Source organism: Magnetofaba australis IT-1, from assembly GCF_002109495.1.
GTDB classification, from domain to species: Bacteria; Pseudomonadota; Magnetococcia; order Magnetococcales; family Magnetococcaceae; genus Magnetofaba; species Magnetofaba australis.
The window spans coordinates 80940-97589 of the sequence record NZ_LVJN01000016.1 but is presented as its reverse complement, the minus strand read 5'-3'; the positions used below and the strand labels follow the sequence as shown (position 1 = coordinate 97589).

15 protein-coding genes are annotated in these 16650 nt (G+C 59.9%); 2 read left to right on the top strand and 13 right to left on the bottom strand.

Annotation, left to right across the window (positions count from 1 at the left end; all coding sequences use genetic code 11):
• Window positions 1-124: 124 nt before the first annotated feature.
• From napA to napF, 3 genes are read right to left on the bottom strand one after another with little or no spacing between them, the layout of a single operon-like run.
• On the bottom strand, window positions 125-2671 hold the full coding sequence (gene napA, locus MAIT1_RS05575) for a nitrate reductase catalytic subunit NapA (RefSeq protein WP_085441318.1): 2547 nt from the start codon (window positions 2669-2671) through the stop codon (window positions 125-127).
• A complete protein-coding gene (locus MAIT1_RS05570; RefSeq protein WP_085441317.1) occupies window positions 2668-2991 on the bottom strand; it encodes a chaperone NapD in 324 nt (107 codons plus the stop codon). Before MAIT1_RS05570 ends, napA begins: the two co-directional genes overlap by 4 nt.
• Complete coding sequence (napF, locus tag MAIT1_RS05565; RefSeq protein WP_085441316.1) at window positions 2991-3530, bottom strand: ferredoxin-type protein NapF; 540 nt, start codon at window positions 3528-3530, stop codon at window positions 2991-2993. The genes MAIT1_RS05570 and napF overlap by 1 nt, the downstream gene beginning before the upstream one ends.
• Window positions 3531-3577: 47 nt before the next feature.
• On the opposite strand from napF, the gene MAIT1_RS05560 reads away from it, so the two are divergent.
• Window positions 3578-3910 (top strand): hypothetical protein, encoded by a 333-nt coding sequence (locus MAIT1_RS05560; protein ID WP_085441315.1) that lies wholly within the window; start codon window positions 3578-3580, stop codon window positions 3908-3910.
• Window positions 3911-3965: 55 nt separating this feature from the next.
• Window positions 3966-4823 carry a hypothetical protein gene (locus MAIT1_RS05555; RefSeq protein WP_085441314.1) on the top strand — a complete coding sequence of 286 codons (858 nt, stop codon included), beginning with the start codon at window positions 3966-3968 and terminating at the stop codon, window positions 4821-4823.
• A gap of 47 nt (window positions 4824-4870) precedes the next feature.
• Here MAIT1_RS05555 and MAIT1_RS05550 read toward each other — a convergent pair whose 3' ends face one another.
• The 10 genes from MAIT1_RS05550 to MAIT1_RS05505 all read right to left on the bottom strand — a co-directional run bounded on the left by MAIT1_RS05550 (window position 4871) and on the right by MAIT1_RS05505 (window position 16523).
• Window positions 4871-5098: a sulfurtransferase TusA family protein gene (locus tag MAIT1_RS05550; RefSeq protein ID WP_085441313.1), complete on the bottom strand. Its 228-nt coding sequence runs from the start codon at window positions 5096-5098 to the stop codon at window positions 4871-4873.
• A gap of 356 nt (window positions 5099-5454) precedes the next feature.
• Window positions 5455-6099, bottom strand: a complete 645-nt coding sequence (locus tag MAIT1_RS05545; RefSeq protein WP_198947807.1) for a DsrE/DsrF/DrsH-like family protein — start codon at window positions 6097-6099, stop codon at window positions 5455-5457.
• Between the two features lie 129 nt (window positions 6100-6228).
• Window positions 6229-6876 (bottom strand): TetR/AcrR family transcriptional regulator, encoded by a 648-nt coding sequence (locus MAIT1_RS05540; RefSeq protein ID WP_158089329.1) that lies wholly within the window; start codon window positions 6874-6876, stop codon window positions 6229-6231.
• A gap of 188 nt (window positions 6877-7064) precedes the next feature.
• Entirely contained in the window at window positions 7065-7385 is a 321-nt protein-coding gene (locus tag MAIT1_RS05535; protein WP_085441311.1) for a TFIIB-type zinc ribbon-containing protein, read from the bottom strand.
• 261 nt (window positions 7386-7646) lie between these two features.
• On the bottom strand, window positions 7647-10925 hold the full coding sequence (locus MAIT1_RS05530) for an AsmA family protein (protein ID WP_085441310.1): 3279 nt from the start codon (window positions 10923-10925) through the stop codon (window positions 7647-7649).
• A 127-nt stretch (window positions 10926-11052) separates the two neighbouring features.
• Window positions 11053-11382, bottom strand: coding sequence for a (2Fe-2S) ferredoxin domain-containing protein (locus tag MAIT1_RS05525; protein ID WP_085441309.1), 330 nt, complete (start codon window positions 11380-11382; stop codon window positions 11053-11055).
• Window positions 11383-11423: 41 nt separating this feature from the next.
• Window positions 11424-12539 carry a hypothetical protein gene (locus MAIT1_RS05520; RefSeq protein ID WP_085441308.1) on the bottom strand — a complete coding sequence of 372 codons (1116 nt, stop codon included), beginning with the start codon at window positions 12537-12539 and terminating at the stop codon, window positions 11424-11426.
• Between the two features lie 785 nt (window positions 12540-13324).
• Window positions 13325-14665, bottom strand: a complete 1341-nt coding sequence (locus MAIT1_RS05515) for a M16 family metallopeptidase (protein ID WP_085441307.1) — start codon at window positions 14663-14665, stop codon at window positions 13325-13327.
• A 485-nt stretch (window positions 14666-15150) separates the two neighbouring features.
• Entirely contained in the window at window positions 15151-15711 is a 561-nt protein-coding gene (locus MAIT1_RS05510) for a DUF302 domain-containing protein (protein WP_085441306.1), read from the bottom strand.
• Between the two features lie 44 nt (window positions 15712-15755).
• Complete coding sequence (locus MAIT1_RS05505; RefSeq protein WP_085441305.1) at window positions 15756-16523, bottom strand: arginyltransferase; 768 nt, start codon at window positions 16521-16523, stop codon at window positions 15756-15758.
• Window positions 16524-16650: the final 127 nt, after the last annotated feature.

Sequence of the window (16650 nt, the reverse complement as noted above, 5' to 3'; positions counted from 1 at the left end):
ACGCCCCAGTCTCTCTACTCATCCAAACAAATCGTAAGAGTGCGCTTGCGGCCTGATCCCCTCTCGATTCAGGCCGCAAGCGTTCCTCTCGTCCGCTCTAGCGCACGGAGGAAAAACCCACGCCTTACGCCTTCTCCACCTTCACCGCGCACTTCTTGAAGTCGGTCTCTTTGGAGATGGGGCAGGTGGCGTCCAGGGTCAGTTTGTTGACCAGACGCCCGGCGTCAAACCACGGGATGAAGATCAACCCCTCGGGCGGCCGATTGCGCCCTTTGGTCTCAATGCGCGCGGTCAATTCGCCGCGACGGGAGCTGACGCGCGCCATCTGGCCACGGCGCAGGCCGCGCTTTTTGGCGTCGTCGGGATGCATGTAGACCAGCGCGTCGGGCACGGCGCGATAGAGCTCGGGCACGCGACGGGTCATGGAGCCGGAGTGCCAGTGCTCCAACACGCGACCGGTGGAGAGCCAGAGGTCGAAATCCTTGTCCGGCGACTCGGCGGGCGGCTCATACGGCAATGCGAAGATCACCGCCTTGCCGTCGGGCTTGCCGTAGAAGCGCAGCCCCTCGCCCTTCTTGATGAAAGGATCGAAGCCCTCGCGATAGCGCCACAGGGTCTCTTTGCCATCCACCACCGGCCAGCGTAGACCGCGGGCGGCGTGGTAGGCGTCGAATTCGCCCAGATCATGGCCGATCTTGGGCCCCTTCGTGCCGAAGATGCGGTACTCCTCGAACAGACCCTTTTGCGGGTAGAAGCCGAAGTGGGCCATCTCGTCGTTGCGATAGACGTTGCCGCGACTGTCGCTGACCTCCTGTTTGGGGAATTTGTCCACCTGGCCGTTGGCGTAGAGCACTTCAAACAGGCTCTTGCCGCGATAGCTGGGGTTGGCTTCGAGAATCTCGGCGGGCCACACCTCATCGACCACAAAGCGTTTGGAGAACTCCATCAACTGCCACAGGTCGGATTTGGCTTCGCCCGGCGCGCTCACCTGCTGACGCCAGAACTGGGTGCGCCGCTCGGCGTTGCCGTAGGCGCCCTCCTTCTCCACCCACATGGCGGTGGGCAGAATCAGGTCGGCGGCCATGGCCGAGACGGTGGGATAGGGGTCGGAAACCACCACGAAGTTGGCCGGGTTGCGCCAACCGGGATAGATCTCCTCATTGATGTTGGGACCGGCCTGCATCTGGTTGTTGCACATCACCCAGTAGCAGTTGAGCTTGCCATCCTTGAGCATGCGGCTCTGCAACACGGCGTGATAGCCCACCTTGCCGGGCAGCACGCCGCTGGGGAGCTTCCACACCTGTTCGGAGAAGTCGCGATGGGGCTTTTTGGCCACCACCAGATCGGCGGGCAGACGGTGGGCGAAGGTGCCCACTTCCCGCGCGGTGCCGCAGGCGGAGGGCTGACCGGTAAGCGAGAATGGCCCATTGCCCGGCTCGGAGATCTTACCGGTGAGCAGGTGGATGTTATAGACCAGATTATTCGCCCAGGTGCCCCGGGTGTGCTGGTTGAAGCCCATGGTCCAGTAGGAGGTGACCTTACGCTTGGGGTCGGCGTAGAGCTTGGCCAACTCCAACAGATCCTTCTTGGGCACGCCGGAGAGCTCGTGGGCCTTGTCCACGGTATAGGGCTTGACGTATTCGGCGAAGGCTTTGAAATCGATGGCTTTGGAGCCGCCCGCCTTCTTGGCGTTCTTGGCCTTCTGCTCGCGCGGATCGGTGGGGCGCAGGCCGTAGCCGATATCCTCATTGCCCGCACGGAAGTTGACGTGCTTGTCGACGAACTCTTTGTTCACCGCGCCGTTTTCGATGATGTAGTTGGCGATGAAGTTGAGAATCGCCAAGTCGGTCTGCGGCTTGAACACCATGCCGATATCGGCCAGCTCGAAGCTGCGATGCTCATAGGTGGAGAGCACCGCCACCTTCACATGGGGCGAACTCAAACGGCGGTCGGTGAGGCGGGTCCACAGGATGGGGTGCATCTCCGCCATGTTGGAGCCCCACAGCACAAAGGCGTCGGCGTGCTCCAGGTCGTCATAGCAACCCATGGGCTCGTCGGCGCCGAAGGTGCGGATGAACCCGGCCACGGCGGAAGCCATGCAGTGGCGCGCATTGGGGTCGATATTGTTGGAGCGGAAGCCTGCCTTAAAGAGCTTGGAGGCGGCGTAGCCCTCCCACACCGTCCACTGACCGGAGCCGAACATGCCCACCGATGACACCACCTCTTCAGGCGGTTTGCCGGCGTTGTTCTTCAGATCCTTGGCGATGGACTCTTTCCACTTTTCCGCCATGATGTCGAAGGCTTCGTCCCAGCTCACCGGCTCGAAGTCGCCCTCTTTGTCGAACTTGCCGTTCTTCTTGCGCAGCAGCGGCTGCTGCAGGCGATCCTTGCCGTAGAGGATCTTGGAGAGGAAGTAGCCTTTGATGCAGTTCAAACCGCGATTGACCGGGGCGTCGGGGTCGCCCTGAGTGGCCACCACGCGGCCATCCTTGGCGCCGATGAGCACCGAGCAGCCGGTGCCGCAGAAGCGGCAGGCGGCTTTGTCCCAGCGAATCGCCTCGCTGCCTTGGGCGGCGGCCTCCTTGATGGCGTCGGGGATGGTCACCCCCGCCGCCGCCGCGGTGGCGGCAATGGCGTTGGCCTTGATGAAATGGCGGCGTGACAATTTCATGATGCCGACTCCTCCTCGGTAGCGTCTTCGTCGTTTTCCATGTGCTGATAGACCAGCGCGGTGGAGAGAACGCCCTCCACGTAGGCCAGTTCCGACACCGTATCGATACAGCGCCGATAATCGGGATCCTCCACGGTGACCACCAATTTGCCGCTCTCCTCACCGGCGTGGATCTCCACGCCATCAAGATAGGCAAAGGCGGTTTTGACCGTTTCCACCGCGTCCAGACGCGCGTGCACCAGTACGCCGCAGATGTTCATCGACTGGTCTGCGGACGCGCTCTGTTCCGCCTGCGTCGACTCAATGGGGGACAGACTCATCACGACGCGCACTCCTCGGTTGGGGGCGAAGCCGGTTGGATGGAAATGGCATGGATAGGACAGACGCTAAAGCATTCGCCACAGCCGGTGCATTGATCTGCATCAAGCCGGGGCTCGGCGCGTCCGCCGATGGACAATTTGAAGTGAATGGCGCGCGGTTCACACGCTTCGCCGCAGGAACGGCACACCACGCCGTTCAGCGGTAGGCACTGCGGCGCAATGGTGATCTGTAGCGACCACGGCAATGCGTTTTCCGGCTGATTGGGATCGCGCCACAGCGCGGCGGGTTTGCAGGCGATCAAGCAGTCGCCGCAGAAGTCGCATCCGGCGCGTTTGAAGGAGATTTCAGGGTAGCCGCCGTCGCCGCGCCGGATGATTTTGGCGTGGCACACTGCGATGCAGTCGTCACAGCGGGTGCAGGTGGTGAGAAAGGCGGATTCATCCAGCGCCCAGGGCGGGCGAATGGCGGACGTCGCAGGCCGGGTAATGGCGCCGCGCAGCAGTTGGCGTCTGCTCAAATCGGGTTGGGCGTGGCCCATCCGTGTCCCCTCTCAATTGGCGCGCGGCGCTGGCAAACAGGCCGCGTATGCGCGCCGATTTCGGTGCGCACAATACCGCCGCAGCCCGGATGGACTTCGGCGCCGTCGACTCCATGCAGACGCTGCGAGAGGGGGTGCAGACTCTGGAATCGGCGATTTTTGATTATTTCAACAGCATATTGCACATAGGCTACGCAGCTTTGCGCAGGATTTCAATCTGGATAATAAAATATAAGAGTGTTTTCATTTTCGTCACGATGGACGAGTGCATGCGCCCTACGCGCACAGTAATATCATATCAATTGATATCTGCGTGGTCACATGATGCTATGCCCGTCATGAACTGCATCCCGGAGAAGATTTCCACGCATCCGGCTTGATGAATCCTTTTTCTTGTTTCTATACAGAAGAACTCTCCACACAATGAGGCATGTCATGAGTGAATTCTGGAATCGACCCACTTGGCAAAACCCGCAGGAAGAGATGACCCGTGGCCCCGACGGCATGTGGCGTCCCCGCTCGGAGAATGAAGCGCTGGTGGCGCAACAACACGCCCAAGTTGAGGCGCCGCAGGAGGCGCAACCCCAGTCGTTACAGCAATCCATCAGCGGCATGATGAACCAAGTCGCCATGAAGATGGGGGTGCATCCCAGCCAGGGGCCGGAACACGATTTGACGCCCCACTATTATGAACGCTTTGGCGATACCGAACGCGTAGGCGAACCCGCCGCACCAACGGCGCAGCCCATTTCGACGTCCCAGGCTGACGCCGCGCCGCCCGCACCGCAGCCATTCGCTGGTTTGTCGAGTGCTTCCCCAGCTCATGATCAAACGGGATTGCCGTTTCAATCCGCAGCGGCGCAGGGTGTGGACCCGGCGTCGGTTGTAATGCCTGCGCTGGGTCAACAAGCTCCAGGCGCGGGATCGATTTGGGCGCCGCCCACGCAAGCTGTTGCAACGTCACAGCTTCAGCAGCAGCCTGTGCCCATGCAGAGCCCGGCGTCACAGAGAGGATTGTTTCCAAAACCGGCGCTATTGCCGTTCCAGCGCGAAATGCGCGGTTTGCCGCCAGAGAGTGAAGTATCTGACGCAACTGATCAAAATTCGTATAAGAGTTCAGTTCCTCAAACAAATATTGAGGAGAACGCCATTCCGAGGAAATCCACAGGAAATCCCCAGCAGGACGCCTATAATCGCGCTTTAGATCGCTGTCCTGACGCGCCGCCTATTCAAAGAGAAAGGGCCTCCGCTGGAGGCCCTTTTGTCTGTAAGGTAAACCCTTCAGATCTCTGAACGCCTGCGCTTTCATGACGTCCAATGACGCCAGCACCCAGCTTCTCTCAATGCTTACGCAGCAGGAAGCGATATTCGCCCCCCTCCTCCGTGGCCGACATCATCTCCGTGCCCGTCTGCTCGCAGAACGCCCGCATATCCTGCGCCGAGCCTGGATCGGTGGCCGTTACCCGCAGCACCTCGCCATCGTTCATCCCTTTGAGCAGTTTGCGGGTCTTCACAATCGGCATCGGACACGCCATGCCCCGGGCGTCCAAATCCTGTTGGAATTCCATGTTTTCTCTCCTGTTGTATTATTACCGACATACGCTTTTGTGCTGAATCGGACTTCTACTGCATTCGCTCCTGTCGGCTGCGCCGACATACCGCTCACTGCCGTTTCCCCAACGGCCTCCTTGTTGGCTCCTACTCCTGCGCTTCTCTTGCCGCCTCTTACTGGCTCGAATTTTGGTTAGTGGGGAAACGGCCTTAAGATCAAAGATATTGGGGCGCTGCCCCAAACCCCGCCAGGGCGCCGCCCTGGACCCGCTGGGGCCACAGGCCCCAGACCCCGCCTCCGGCCAGCCGGAGGCCCATAGTCACCCTGGGCGCCACCTCTTTTCCGCACACACTTTTGCTTTGTGCCGGTGGCCTAGAGAAATAGCGCTGTTCTCGCGTTTAACGCCTGCTCCATGAACGCCGCCACTCCGCCCAACTCCACACCCTCCACCAACTCATCCGCGTCCACACCCATCAGGTCCATCGCCATGGTGCAGCCAATAAACTGCGTGCCCATCTCCTGGGCGATCTCCCGCAGCTCCTCCAAAGACGCCACATTCTTCTGCTTCATCATCGACTTCATCATCGCCGGACCCATCCCCAGCATGTTCATCTTGGACAGGCCCAACTCCTCGCTGCGCTTGGGTGTCATCAACGCCAGCATCTTCTGCTTGAACGCCTTGCCCTTCAGGTGCGTGGTGCGTTTGATGGCGCTCAAACCCCAAAAGGTGAAGAACATGGAGACCTCCATGCCCATGGCCAGCGCGCCATTGGCCAACACAAACGCCGCCAACGCCCGATCCATGTCATCGGAGAACACCACAATCGCCACCTTGTCCTGCGGCAGACGCTTCTCCAGCTTGTCCAGGCGCTGCGTTACCTGCTCGCTTAACGCCCCCATCTGTTCGCCCACCTGCTTGCGCAACTCCTCCTGCACCCAAGACTGCATCTTCGCGTCCAGCGGCGCACTGCTCTGACCGTTGTGAATCGACTGCTGCATCACCGTTTGCGCATCCATCGTCTATCCTCTCAATTGATATCTACAGACCAGTCCGTTTATATAATTGGACAGACTGACCCGTTTATAATCAGGGTCAAAAGAGTGGCGGGTCACCCCGCCTCTGCCTCAGCCCCGGAAAAGCGCCGATTACGCCGTGGGCGCTGCGTGATCCCGCAACATCCCTTCGATGTAATCCAGCACCGTCAACACATCCCGCGGACGCTGCGCCGTTTTGTCCAGTAGCAACGCCCCCTCCACCAGACTGAGAATCACCGTGGAAGTGACTTCCAGATCCCAGTCATTGCGCAGTGCGCCCAACTGGACCGCGCGATCCAGATAGCCCCGGATCAAGCTGCGGAAATCGTCAAACGCAGCCTGAATGCGGCGCCGGATCTCCTCGTTCTCCACACTCAGCTCCAGTGCGAAGTTGCCGAAAATGCAGCCGCGAATATCGCATTCGCCGCCATAGTTGGCGCTGCGTCGCGCCATGCCACGGAGCAGATTCATCAACTCCACGGCAGGGGTATCGGTCTCATGGGGCATGCGAATGCCCAGTTCGCGAATCGCCCGCTCCTTGTACCAATCCAGCACCGCAATGGCCAACTCGGCCTTGTTGCTGAAATGGTGAAAGAAATTACCCTTGCTCACATGGGCGTGGGCGATGATGCGATCCACCCCGGTGGCGTGATAGCCGTTCACATAGAACAGATCCATGGCCGCAGCCAGAATCTTCTCGCGGGTGATGATCGCCTTGGGCGAGAAGCGTTTGCCCGCATCATCAGCAGTGGTGGTCACGCGCCGCCTCATCAAAACAGACTGGTCCGTACAAAGTGTGATTTCGACAATAGACGGATCGGTCCACGGGGGTCAAGAGAAAAGTGTGTGCAGACGCAAACCGGGGATTCCATGCCGTTGATGGACCCCCCGGTTTGTGTTTCAGCGTTGTCTATCCAGGTATGGGGTATGACACCCCTTGCCGCAGATTACTTCTTGAAGATGTTGAACAACTGGGTGCGCATCTTCTTCACCGCCGCTTCGTTGGAGACGATCTGATCCAACTCGCCCGGATCCAGGTGAATGGCGCCGCAGCCTTCGTTGATGCACACATCAACGGTGATATCGCCGCGCTCGATCTCCACCAGCGACGGGGTACCGCAGCGGAAGCAGTGTAGTTCATGCTCGTTCTTATAGGCGTCAGTGGCCAATTTTTCGGAGTTTTGGCGCAGCTTTTTAATCTGATCCATCTCTTCTTGAATGAAGTAACTCTCTTCCGAATGCACTTTCACGGTCACATGTTCGGTCATCTTTGCAGTCCTTGATAAAGAGTGGGGCAATCGCCCGGGCGATCATTCTCTGCCGCCGGGACGCTGGGATTGTGTAAAAACGCCCCGCATAGTGCCCGAAATGCGTCGCAGAATCAATTCAGGCGTTGGATAACACATCGGAAAGTCACTGAATTTCACAGTGACGATGAGAAACGACACACCTTGCATCCACTCTGCGGGACCGCGCATTTCAGATACAAAAAAGCCCGCGCCAACTGCTCAGCGCGGGCTTGGGTCGGTTTAGTTGCCGAACAGCGGGATCGGCAGGTTTTTCAACACATCCTGCACATCAGGCGGCAGGGCGTTTTGAATGGCGTTGAGCTTCTCCTGCTGCTTGGGCTTGAGCTTATCCTGCAGCTTTTCGCGCAGCTTGTTGCCCAGACGAGTTTTCAGCACCGTCTGCACCAGCGCGCCAGCGTCCACCTCGGTTTTGGGGTTGCTCCAGGGGCCATGGAAACGCACCGGCACGGCGATCTCGGTTTCGCCACTCTCCATCTGCAGACCGTCATCGGTGCGCAGCACTTGCGCGGTGAGACGATAATCCAGCGTTTCGGCGGCCAGATCCACCTGGCCGGAGCCGGTGGCGCGCAGCTCTTTGGCTTTCATGCGCAGATCGTCATGGGTCATCACCCCGTTGACGATCTTGGCGGTGGTGCTGAAGTGTTCGAAAGCGGTGTCATCGCCCACCGGTTTGGCCTGTTTGCCCATGGCGATGCGAATCGCCTGATAGATCTGTCGCAGCACGTCCAGCCCTTTGATGCGGCCATCGCGGGCGGTGAGGGTCATCTCGCCGTTGAGGTGTCGCTTGATCTGCGCCTCCTCCTTGCCCTGGCTGGTGAGCTTCAGATGAATGTCGCCACGACCATCGATGCGGTCCACTTCCGCCTGCCCGCGCAGCAGCGCGCCGATGTCCACATTGTCCATGCGGTTCTCCACCCGCATCAGCGGGGTGTCGGTGCGGGCGTCGATAGAGGCGCTGGCGTTGATGGCGCCGCCATAGATTTTGGCGCTGAGGGGTTTGACCTCCAACACGCCGTTTTTGGAGACCACGTGCATCATCACATCACGGGCGTCCATTTTGTTCACCGTCATGCGGCCCACTTGCAGCTTGCCATCCAGATCCAGCTCCCGCAGCGCCAGGAACGGATCCTCCTCTTTCTGGGCGGGTTCAGTCGGTTTGGCGGCGGGCTTGGTTGCGGCTTTCTTATCCCCTTTGCCCTTCTGCTGCGGCGGCAGATAGCGATCCAGATCGATGGAATCGACAATCAGATCATAGTGCGCTGAAGGTTTGTCAAAGCGCGGCGCCGACATCGCGCCACGGATGCGGGTCTGGTCCAGGGTGACGTCCATGCCGCTCAGGGCGAACGCTTGTGCGCTGGCGTTAAAGCGCGTTTTGAGGGTCAGACTCTGTAGGGTTTTAGGATCGGCGGTGAGCGGAATCGGCTGCTCCAGGCGCGTCATGAGTTTGCGCACATGGGTGTTGGCCAGGGCGATGTCGCCGCTCAATTGCGGCTGTGTGGTCAGGCTGCTGGCCTGCACTGAGCCGCTCACATTGAGGAGTTTCTCCAGCGCGGTGAGGGAGAAGTCCGTCATCCGCAGGTTGCCCGCAGTGGGGTCGTACTGCAGTGAGGCGGCGTTAAACAGCCAATCGGCGCGACCGCCCGGCGCGCTTGCGCCGGTCATTTTGCCGCTGAGGCTGGGTCTGTGCAGCGTGAGCAGACTGCGTGCGGCGTCGAACTCCAGTCGTCCTTGATAGGCCGTTTCCAAGGTTTGGAACGGACCGTTGACGCCGCCATCAGCTTTGACGTCCAGTTTGGCGTTGGTCAATTGCGCCAGCGCGCCCTTTTCGCCCAGGGTCACCACCGCCGGAGAGTTGAGCGTCAGGTTCAGGCTCTTGAGCTGCGTCTGCGCGGTTTCGCTGCCAGCGCCAATGACCTTCAATTCGACGCCCGGCAGGTCGATGCGCTGGCGGTTCAGATCAAAGGCAAACGGCGCGGTCAGGAAGATGGCCACCTTCTCGGTGGGCAGGGCGCCGCCGTTGCCGCTGGCTTGTAGCGCCATTTTCGGCGCGTTGATTTTCCCGGCTTTGAGGTCGGCGGAGAGGTCGCCTTGCAGCTTGGCGTCCAGACGCGCCATAGGCAGAGCCCCGCCGGAGACGCCAATGGCGATATCCAACCCTTTGAGGTCGAAGCTGGGGCCGTTCAGATCCACCTCAAACGGACCGGCGTGGGTCGCCTCCAACTGACCAAAAGGGGCGTCCGGGGCGCCGGTGGCGCTGATTTTGAGCGGCTCGGCGCGGCCCGTCAGACGCATGGCGTTGAGGTCCACCGCCACCCCGCCGCGCCAGGTGACGGCGGCGGCGCGCGCCGGTTGCTCACGCAGTTGTGAACTCAGGGAGAGATCGGCCTGAGGCAGCGTGATCTTGCCTGCGGGCAGATCCAGCGACACATCGCCGCTCAAGGAGATCTCGGCGCTCTGCACCGGATTGGGCGTGGCGCCATTGTTGACGCTGAGATGAATCTTCTGATTTTTCAGCGTTCCGCGCGGCAGGTATTGTGCGGTGTCCAGCACCATCTCCAGGGGACCGTCCGCCGTCAGTTTGACCGACTGCGGCAGCTCCCCTGTGCGCGGCTCCGCCAGGGTGACGGTGGCGCTGCGCTTCTCAATGGCCAGACGCCGCTCGACGATCTCATAGCGCAGCCCGTCCAGGGCCGTCTCCACGCCAAAGCGGGCAAACGGCATCTGTTGGGCGGAGCCATTGGCGCTGATGTTGGCGTTGTTCAACGCCACCCAGCGCATGTTCAGATCGGGTTGGATAGCGCCGCGAAAGTCCAGCGTCACGTCATCCTGCGCGGTGGCGGCCACGCCATTGGCCAGCGCCATGGTCACCACGCGGGCTTTGAGTTCGGCCTCCACCGGTTGACCCAGGGTGACCGAATCGGTGGTGAGATTGAGTTGCGTCACCTCGATACGCTGCCCGGCCACGGCGTCGTCGAAGGTCACTTGCGCATCGTTGAGGGCAATGCCGCCGATGCTCAGACCCGCCAACGCCGCCAGAGGGTTGGCCTCAGCGTCGCTGCTATTGCTCGATTTGCTGGCGGAGGATTTGTTATCGTCCGCCGCGCCGCCTTTGGCCAGATCCGCCCAGTTATTGCCGCCATCGGCGCTCTGCGCCAGATAGGCGCGCAGGCCATCCACCTCCACCCGCGCCACCTGCACCTGTTTGGAGAGCAGCGGAATCAGCTTCACCCGCACATCGGCGCGTTTGAGGGACACCATGGGCTTTTCGCCAAACCCCGGCGCGTTTTCCAGAATCACGTCGTTGAGGGTCACCCCCACCCAGGGGAACAGGGAGAGCTCCAGCGGACCGTTGAGTTGAACATTGCGGCCGGTCTGCTCCTTGGCCAGCTTGGCGATCTCATTGCGGTAGTCGTTGGGATCAATGACCAGGGGGATGATCACCAGTGCGGCGATCACCAGAATCACCAGGATAAAAAGGGCGTTGAAAATCCGTTTCATGGAAATGCTCCCCGCGCGCAAAACGCCCGTCGGTTGACGGGGCGTGGATGGTTTCAGTGGCGGACATGGCGTCAAAGTTTGACGTCATCACTGAAAATAGCACGCTTATGCGCAAAAACGCAGGGGGTCACTCCACCGGACAGATACCCACATAAACTTCCGGATCGGCGCCGGATTCCTTCTGCTGCTGCAGGAGTTGGTCCACCAACCCACCGACATTCTGCGGGTCAACGCCGTGGGCCACATCACCGCTGGGCGCCAGGCGCACATTGGGACCTAAGGAGCAGTCGCGTCCCAGGCAACGGAATTTGCGGATTTCGAAATTGACGCCGCGTTCGGCCATCTCATCCTGCAGCGCCTGGGCCACCGCTTCGCCGCCCACCGAACCACAGGTTTGGCGATGGGCGCCGCGCAGATTCACACAGACGATAAAGGCGCTATCATTGGCTCCGTGCATGATCCTCTCTCCCCATGGCGCGCCCCCTTCGCGGCTCTCGTCTACTCCGAGACCAGGGCGTCCATGACATAGCGTTTGCCTTCAAAGTGCCCCAGCAGCTTCCACACCTGCTTATCGGCCCAGCCGTGGCAACGATGTGTGGATTCGCCCACTGGGGCGCTCAACTGTTGAAACGAAATCAAACTCTTGAGCGTGGCGTCCATACTCTCTTCGCCCTGCTCGATGAGGATGGCGAACTGGTCCAGACGCTCATTGAGCAGAATGGTGCGATCGCGCCCCAAATCGGCGGCGCCGTCGCGGAAATCCTCCGACAGAATAATCCGGTCACTGATTGGCTCCAGTAGATCCTCGCCATAGATGTCGCGACGGTTGTGGTCCCACATCAGTTCGCCGAAGAACGACAATTGCGCGGTTTGGTTCTCCGTATCGATCAGCAGCATGGGTTCGGGCACGCTGGCGCGCTTTTCCGGATGCACCTCCAACCCGCCAGCCAAGCGGCGGATGCAGTGCAGACACTTGCGCAGCGCCTTCTCCCCCCGCGCCTGCACCGACGGCATGGGCAGACGCGCCAACTGCTCCCCCGGCTCCAGCAGATAGACCGACTCATCGGCGTAGAACGGCGCCAGGGTCTGCAGCAGACCCACCAGAATGCGTGAACCGCCCACCGGATTGAACAGGATGTGAAATTCGTAAATTTTATAGTTGGAGAGGGTTTCGCCACACCAGCGGGTGAAGTGGGACATGGCTTGGTCAAAGGAGTGGATATCCCCTTCGCGCAAACCGCGAATGGGCATCATCTGCGCGCCCATGCCGCGCGACTTGAGCCACTCGGCCAGCAGTTTGGCCGCTTCGGCGTCGGGCCACGCCTCGGAGAAGAGCAGCACGTGACGGTCATAGCGCTCCTCGGGCAGCCCCTCATAGATCTGGATCCACGATTTGAGCTCCGGGCAGAGCAGCGCCAACTCCTCTGCGCTGGCCGCCAGCATCTCTTCGCGCAGAGCGTCCAGTTCCGGTTGCAACACGGTGGCCTGATCATCGCTCATGCGGATATCGCACGCCTGACCCATCCATCCGCAGGTCATGTCCACCTGCTGAAAGCGCCGCCGCACCAACTCCCGGCCACAGGCGGTCAAAATGACTTGATGATCCTGCTCCATATCAAATTCCCATACTCAAATGGTCGATTCACCCAGCCGGCCGCTTAAATGCAGTCAACAGGCGCCGTCTTTTTGGTATCGGCTCAATTTTTTGATCTATCAGACAAATTTGACAGCGCAACGGCGGAAAAGATGCCTTGAGCGCCAACGAAAGCGGTGCGGTGGGAGTGTTTGCGGACTCAAAACAGAAAAAAGCTCGTCAAAGACGAGCTTTTTTCATTAGGGAGGGGGTGCGTGACCCGGGAGCGCGGTTCCCAATCAACAGGTGCTGCGGCCCACGGGGGGTGGCGTGGAAGGGCGGAGCGGAGCCACGGCGCCGTTCTCTCCAGGTCAACGCTGATTACAAGTTAATAAGCATTTGCTTAAACGTCAATTTAAAAATTCAAATATTAGAATATAATTTAATTATGATGAGAAATAGTCTATATAACATATTGTAATATATATGTTCTCATCGGCGCGTGTCTGTTTGAGTAGGGTGATTTTTTTGAAAATTATGCTGCTGGATGAGATAAAAATCCATAAATGGGAATGCTGTTGAGATACTGGGGCTTCGCCCCAGACCCCGTTATGGGTGCTGGATTCCAGGTGGAGTCAGGATAGTAATTTGGGACGATGTTGAGATACTGGGGCTTCGCCCCAGACCCCGACCAGGGCGCCGCCCTGGACCCGCCAGGGAAATGATTTCCCTGGACCCTCGTTAGTTTTGCCTGGGAGCTTATCTTATACTTTGTCCGCGTGATTAAGTCCTGTCAGGACACCGACAAATAAAAGACTTTGAACACTTACCCGGGCTTTGAGAATCCGGCCAGTGTGGCGGAGAACTGTTTTTTGAGCCGATCCGCATGGCTCTGGGCGTTGGGACCCACCACTACCGTCACCAGATTCTCCGGGCGGAACAGCTTCTGCGCCGCCGCAACAATCTGCTGCGGATCCAACTGCTCAATACGTTCCCACGCCGCCGACAGCGGCTCTTCCATGGCGAACAACCGATCCCCCACATAGCGATCCATCAACTCGGCGGGACGATCCAACGCGCTGTCCATATTGGCGCGCCAGCGGGTCATCAAGCGGCGCCACTCGGCGGGCGCGGGCGGCTCATCGCGCAGCAGACGTAACTGCTCCAATACGGTGGCAAAGAGCGCATCAAGCTTCTCCGGCTCCACCGATGCGCCGATCTCCAACGCGCCGCTGTCGGAATAGCCGGAGATGGCCGCCCACAGGTCATAGGCCAGCCCCTTCTTCTCCCGCACCTGGGCTTGCAAGCGCGCGGAGAAACCATCGTCGAGCAGACGCCGTAGCGCCGCCATGGCGAAGAAGTCGGCGTCGCGATAACCCACGCCGCGAAAGAACAGGGAGATGCCCAACTGCGCGCCGGAGTCGGTGGCCGCCAGCCAGTGGGGGCCGGGCTCCATGGCGGGCGGCGTGGTGGTGGTCTCCCCCGCGCCGCCGGGCAGCGCGCCCAGATTCTCCCGCGCCAGCTCGGTGGCCTCCTCCAGGGTGATGGGGCCGCAGAAGGCGATGGCCATGTTATCGGCGCGATAGTGGCGCTGCAGATAGTCGGTGAGGTCAGTTTTATTGAATTTGCTCACGCACTCCCGGTAGCCGATCACCGGGCGGCCCAGGGGGTGGTTCTCCCACAGTTTGGCGCAACCCAACACCATGGCGTTGTTGACCTCGCCGGCGTCGTTTTCATCTTCGCGCATCTCCGCCAGGATCACCTGGCGTTCGTTCTCCAGCCCGCCGAAGTGGGGTTGGGTGAACATTTCGCAAAACAGGGTCATACCCTCACTCAGAAAGCGCGGCGGCAGGGTGATCCAGTAGCTGTTGCTCTCGGGGCCGGTGGAGGCGTTCATATCGGCGGCCAGCTCTTCGAGCCGTTCGTGCAGGCGGGTGGCGTCGGGGATGCGTTTGGTGCCTTTGAAGAACATATGCTCCAGAAAGTGGGCGATGCCCGCTTCGTTCTCCTGCTCAAAGCGGCTGCCGGCGCGCACGTAGAGGGTGACGCTGGTTTCGTGCAGCCAGGGCATGGGGAACGCCGCCACGGTGAGGCCATTATCCAGTTGGGTGATGGCGTAGTCGGGTTCGCTAACGGCGGCGGTGGAGGTGGAGGAGATAGGAGTCAATGGCGTCTCAGAGGAGTGAAATAAGCATGGCGCAAAAGGTCGAAAATCCGGCCATGAACGTCCGGATTTTCGGGGGGCTGGAGCCTTTTATAGTCATGCGAAACCGAACCTGTACAGAGTGTACAATGTTTGCGTGACGTAAGCCCGGCTCGCGCTGACTATTGGCCGCCGACTGGTCGGCGGCGGGGTGATTCGGGCCATCCATGGCCCTCACCCTTCGGGCTCGCTTGCGCGAGTCCGATTCGGCAATCCTGCCGAATCGTCAGGGGGCCGCGCCCCCAGCGGCCACAGGCGAAGCCGTATCTAACGAAATGGGCGGCGCCCTACGGTTTGGTCTTTGGGAGCTCGAGGGCAGAGCCCTCGATATCTTTCATCATTCCAAATACTCCAGCCGCCATGTCGCCACAGCGCTGTTGATCTTGGGAGCTCGAGGGCAGAGCCCTCGATATCTTTCAATATCCCAAATTTTTCAGATATCCCACCGCTTACATATTCGACACCACCAACTCATGGATGATGTTGAACAGTTTATCGCCGATCTCGCCAGCGGCGGCCTTGGCCTCTTCGGGCATGTCGGGGAAGTAGATCATGGCGAAGGTGGGTTTGTAGGTGACAATCCACACGCGGCCGCCCGGAGACTCCTCATACAGCACCACCTTGCACGGCAGGAAGGCGCCGAAGGCGGGCTCATTGCGGATGATCTTTTCGCCAGCGGTCAAATTACAGATGTGCAGAATGGTAAAAGCGGGAAACGGCTCGCCATTGCGCTTGCCGATGGCTTTGCCGATCTCGTTGCGACCGACGATATTGAGATTCTCCTCCGCCAGGGCTGACTCCAACTCAAAGATCACATCTTCGAGCTTCATGCTTGCGGGCATGGGCACCTTGAGTACGGGGCCATGGTGGGTCACCCCTTCGATGGCGTCGAACTGCTTGACCGACTCCAGATCGCGGGTGATATCCACGATGGGGGTTTCAGCGCGGGCGCTGCTCCAAGCGCTCATCAAACCCACGCACAGCGCCGTCATCACAATCCAAAACCGCATAGATTCTCTCCGCAATGTGAATAAGGGAAAACGACTATTCCAAGTCAGGCGCTGGCGCCTTTGACGCCCATTTCAATCTCTTCGGGCGTCAAATCGCGCCATTGACGATCCCGATACGCCTCCAAGGGTTGGAACCGCGCTTTGTAGCGCATTTTCGGCGACTCATGAATCCAGTAGCCCAAATAGACATGGGATTTGTTCAGCCGCTTGGCCTCTTCAATCTGCCACAAAATGGCATAGGCGCCCAGCGAACGGGAAGTCAGGTCGGGATCGAAGAAGGTGTAGACCGCCGACAGCCCCTTGGGTTGATAGTCCACCACCGCCACCATGGCCAGATGCGCGCCGAGGCGGAATTCGATGAACAGGGTGTCGGACCAGGGGGAGTCGAGAAAGTCGAGAAACTGCTCGGGCTCCGGGTTATCCATGGGGCCATCGGTGTGGCGCACATGGATGTAACGCTGATACAGGGCGAACCATTCGTCGCGGAAACCGGGCTGTACGTGAATCGCCTTGAGGTCCGCATTGCGCTTGATCACGCGCTTGAATGAGCGGGTCATGCGGAAGCGATCCACCGGAATGCGCACCGAGACGCAGGCGTCGCACTGGGGGCAGTAGGGGCGATAGACGTGCTCGCTGGAGCGACGGAAACCGCGTTCGAGCAGATGCTCATACAGCGGCGATTCCATGGGCAGGCTGGGCTCCACAAACAGAATCGCCGATTGTCGATCTGTAAGATAATTGCAGGCGTGGGGCGGGGTCAGAAGAAGGTCTAACCGTTGTGCGCTGGAGTCGATGCGCGAAATGTCGCTCATAGGGTCGGTCTCTTCAAGCCAGGGCCTGTTAACACGATGCGGATTCAATGACGTCAGAAACGAACATCCGAATCGTGTAAACAGCCCCTACGATAACGCTGCGGCGTTGCGCCACCATCAGCGCTTG

Bases quoted from the DNA above. Each gene is read 5' to 3' on its own strand.
- napA (WP_085441318.1), bottom strand. From the start codon at position 2,671: ATGAAATTGTCACGCCGCCATTTCATCAAGGCCAACGCCATTGCCGCC.
- MAIT1_RS05530 (WP_085441310.1), bottom strand. From the start codon at position 10,925: ATGAAACGGATTTTCAACGCCCTTTTTATCCTGGTGATTCTGGTGATC.
- MAIT1_RS05570 (WP_085441317.1), bottom strand. From the start codon at position 2,991: ATGAGTCTGTCCCCCATTGAGTCGACGCAGGCGGAACAGAGCGCGTCC.
- MAIT1_RS05520 (WP_085441308.1), bottom strand. From the start codon at position 12,539: ATGGAGCAGGATCATCAAGTCATTTTGACCGCCTGTGGCCGGGAGTTG.
- napF (WP_085441316.1), bottom strand. From the start codon at position 3,530: ATGGGCCACGCCCAACCCGATTTGAGCAGACGCCAACTGCTGCGCGGC.
- MAIT1_RS05525 (WP_085441309.1), bottom strand. From the start codon at position 11,382: ATGCACGGAGCCAATGATAGCGCCTTTATCGTCTGTGTGAATCTGCGC.
- MAIT1_RS05535 (WP_085441311.1), bottom strand. From the start codon at position 7,385: ATGACCGAACATGTGACCGTGAAAGTGCATTCGGAAGAGAGTTACTTC.
- MAIT1_RS05510 (WP_085441306.1), bottom strand. From the start codon at position 15,711: ATGCGGTTTTGGATTGTGATGACGGCGCTGTGCGTGGGTTTGATGAGC.
- MAIT1_RS05550 (WP_085441313.1), bottom strand. From the start codon at position 5,098: ATGGAATTCCAACAGGATTTGGACGCCCGGGGCATGGCGTGTCCGATG.
- MAIT1_RS05555 (WP_085441314.1), top strand. From the start codon at position 3,966: ATGAGTGAATTCTGGAATCGACCCACTTGGCAAAACCCGCAGGAAGAG.
- MAIT1_RS05505 (WP_085441305.1), bottom strand. From the start codon at position 16,523: ATGAGCGACATTTCGCGCATCGACTCCAGCGCACAACGGTTAGACCTT.
- MAIT1_RS05560 (WP_085441315.1), top strand. From the start codon at position 3,578: ATGCGCGCCGATTTCGGTGCGCACAATACCGCCGCAGCCCGGATGGAC.
- MAIT1_RS05545 (WP_198947807.1), bottom strand. From the start codon at position 6,099: ATGGATGCGCAAACGGTGATGCAGCAGTCGATTCACAACGGTCAGAGC.